The organism is Devosia sp., from assembly GCF_036676215.1.
In the GTDB taxonomy this organism is placed as follows: Bacteria; Pseudomonadota; Alphaproteobacteria; order Rhizobiales; family Devosiaceae; genus Devosia.
This window is the reverse complement of sequence record NZ_JAKFDJ010000033.1, coordinates 1-2,809: the sequence shown is the minus strand read 5'-3', so window position 1 is coordinate 2,809 and position 2,809 is coordinate 1. Positions and strand designations below refer to the sequence as shown.

Genomic DNA, 2,809 nt, shown 5'->3' with positions numbered 1-2,809 from the left:
GCCGAGCAATTTGCCGGCGAAGGCCTGGGCCTTGCCGGCGTCGAATTCGGTCTGCTGTTGGCGCAAAGCCGTTGCGGTGGTCATGGGAATCTCCCGAAGTTGTATCGTCAGGCGCGGCTCATCCGTCGCCTCTGGGGCCAGCATCTAGGCGGCGGACGCGTCTACTGATAGGCTGGGTTCCGACAGAAACGGTTCATATCGGACATACAGTCATGACGGCGGATACTCCCCGACCCCTGCTCACGGCCGTGCTCGCGACGCCTGAAACCGGCAGCGCCGGAGCCTTTATCGTGATGGATCTGCTCGCCTCGGTGGGGCAGCTCTGGGAGACCCTGCACGGGGAAGAACCCAAGCCGCGCTTCCTGCCGCGGCTGCTCTCGGTCGACGGCAAACCGTATCGCGACTTTCACGGCGTGCTCATCCAGCCGCATGGCGCGCTGGCCGATTATCCGCAGCCCGACATCATCATCATCCCGGAAGTGACCATCGGCCCGTGGCAGCCCCTGCCCGCGTCTTCCAGCGATTCCTACGACTGGATCCGCTCGGCCTATGCCGGAGGGGCCCTCGTCGCCTCGCTGTGCTCGGGGTCGATGCTGCTGAGCGCGACCGGCCTGCTGGACGGCGAGGAGGCGACCTCGCATTGGGGCTATTGCGACGCCATCCAGAGCCAGCACCCCAATGTCCGCATTCGCAAGGAGCGCGTGCTGGTGCCGGCGGGCGAGGGGCACCGGCTGATCACGACGGGCGGATTCTCGTCATGGCACGACCTGCTGCTTTACCTGATCGGCCGGATTGTCGGGCGGGAGGAGGCGCGGCGCATCGCCAAGCTGTTCCTGCTCGACTGGCACAGCGAGGGCCAGCTTCCCTTCGCGGCGCTGACGGTGGGCCGCCGCCACGAGGACAAGCTGGTCACGGCGGCGCAGGTCTGGGCGGCGGACAACTATGCCGATGCCAATCCGGTGGCGGCAATGGCCGCGCAGAGCGGGCTGACGGAGCGGAGCCTGCTGCGGCGCTTCAAAACCGCGACCGGCCAGTCGCCGATGGAATATATCCAGACCATGAGGATCGAGGAGGCCAAGCAATGGCTCGAGACCAGCGACAAGCCGCTTGACGATATCGCGGCGGAGGTCGGCTATACCGAGCCCTCCGCCTTCCGCCATCTGTTCCGCCGCCTGGTCGGCGTCACGCCCTCCGCCTATCGCCGCCGCTACCTGGGGGCGAGCGGCTAAGGTCGAGCCATGCCGCTGGCGCCGCCAGGCGGTATTGCTGCCGATCAGAACGACAGGGTCGCGGCACCGGACTTGATCTCGGCATGCATGGCACTGGCACCCGTGATGATGACGCCCTCAAGCAGGTCCTCCTGCGCATAGCCGCGGGATTTGACGCAAGGCGGGCAGGCCCAGATGGTGCCACCGCGCTGCTGGAAATCAGCGATGAGGGCCCCAAGGCCCTCGAGCGGCGCCACATGGGTCATGGCCTGGCCACCCCGGCGGACGAGGTCTATGCCGGTGCTGGTCAGAAAAATCGAGACCTTGAGGCCGGCAGTGAGGCCGCCATTGGCGATGGTGAAGGCGACCGAGGAGAGTTCGGAATCGATCCCCTTGGTCACGAGCACAACAAGCTTGTCAGTGATATTTGACACGATAAAGTTCCTTTGTGAGTGGTTTCGTCTTGGCGCCCAATGTCTAGGGCGCGGCGGAGGAGACGTCTTTGGCCGCGACACCGCATGAGTTGATCGAAACACCGGACCGCAGTGCCGATGTGCTGGCGGGGGTTCTGGCGACGATCCGGCTTTCGGGTGCATTGCAATTTGCCTTCGAGCCCTGCGGCGCGTGGCAGAGCGACACGACCCTGCCGCTGGCGACGCTCAGTGCCCGGATGCCGGGCATTATGCCGTTCCACATCGTGGTGGAGGGCGATTGCTGGCTGACCTTCGACGGGGAGACGCGCGCGGTCGAGGCCGGTGATGTGCTGGTATTTCCTTTTGCCGACGGGCACCGGCTGGGGTCGGGCCGCGGTGGGCAGACGGTGTCCCCGATGGTCGAGCTTCCACCCCAGCCATGGAGCGCCCTGCCAGTGATGCAGTATGGCGATGAGGATGCCGAGCGCGTGCGCATTCTCTGCGGCTTCGTGAGCATCGGGGCGATGGGCTTCGCGCCGCTGCGCCATGCCATGCCGCGGCTGATCCATATCAATACCCGCGGCGCCAATGATGCCGACTGGCTTGGCACGATGATCCGCCAGATGATGGCCGAGATCGACAGCCGGCGCCCCGGAAGTCTCACCATGCTGGAGCGGCTGACCGAGCTGGTGTTTCTGGAATTGCTGCGGTTGCGGATCGTGAACCGGGAAAAGGGCATAACCGGCTGGCTGGCCGCGTTAGCCGATCCGGCGCTGGGTCGGTGCCTGGCGCTGGTGCATACCGAGCCCGAGCGGGCGTGGACGGTGGAGACAATGGCCAGCCAGAGCGGGCTGTCGCGGACCGCCCTGGCCGATCGCTTCGTCGCGCTGCTGGGCACGACGCCGATGCGCTACGTTCGGGACTGGCGGCTCTATCTGGCCAGTGTAGCACTGACGACGACGACCCAGCCAATCGCCGCTATTGGCTTCGCCGCCGGGTATGGCACGGAAGCGGCGTTCAACCGGGCGTTCGCGCGGGCCTACGGCATGCCGCCCGCGGCGTGGCGGCAGCAGGCTACCGAAGGCACTGCCCGGCTGGGCAGCGCCTTCAATGACTGAACGACGACTAGCGCAGCCAGCCGGTGGGGCGGGGGTGGAGTTCCATCTGGCCGTCCTTGGTGGCCTCGTC

Annotated in this window: 3 protein-coding genes; 2 read left to right on the top strand and 1 reads right to left on the bottom strand. The window is 66.3% G+C overall.

Annotated features, from left to right (window positions below):
- The first annotated feature begins 212 nt into the window (after positions 1–212).
- On the top strand, positions 213–1,229 hold the full coding sequence (locus tag V6M52_RS02215; RefSeq protein ID WP_332698981.1) for a GlxA family transcriptional regulator: 1,017 nt from the start codon (positions 213–215) through the stop codon (positions 1,227–1,229).
- Positions 1,230–1,273: 44 nt separating this feature from the next.
- Here V6M52_RS02215 and V6M52_RS02210 read toward each other — a convergent pair whose 3' ends face one another.
- A complete protein-coding gene (locus V6M52_RS02210) occupies positions 1,274–1,642 on the bottom strand; it encodes a DsrE family protein (RefSeq protein ID WP_332686931.1) in 369 nt (122 codons plus the stop codon).
- Positions 1,643–1,710: 68 nt separating this feature from the next.
- Here V6M52_RS02210 and V6M52_RS02205 point away from each other — a divergent pair, with 68 nt between their 5' ends.
- Entirely contained in the window at positions 1,711–2,739 is a 1,029-nt protein-coding gene (locus V6M52_RS02205) for an AraC family transcriptional regulator (protein ID WP_332686929.1), read from the top strand.
- Positions 2,740–2,809: the final 70 nt, after the last annotated feature.

What these genes read in the sequence shown, in the direction of transcription:
- V6M52_RS02215 (WP_332698981.1), top strand. Translation starts at nt 213, where the DNA reads ATGACGGCGGATACTCCCCGACCCCTGCTCACGGCCGTGCTCGCGACG.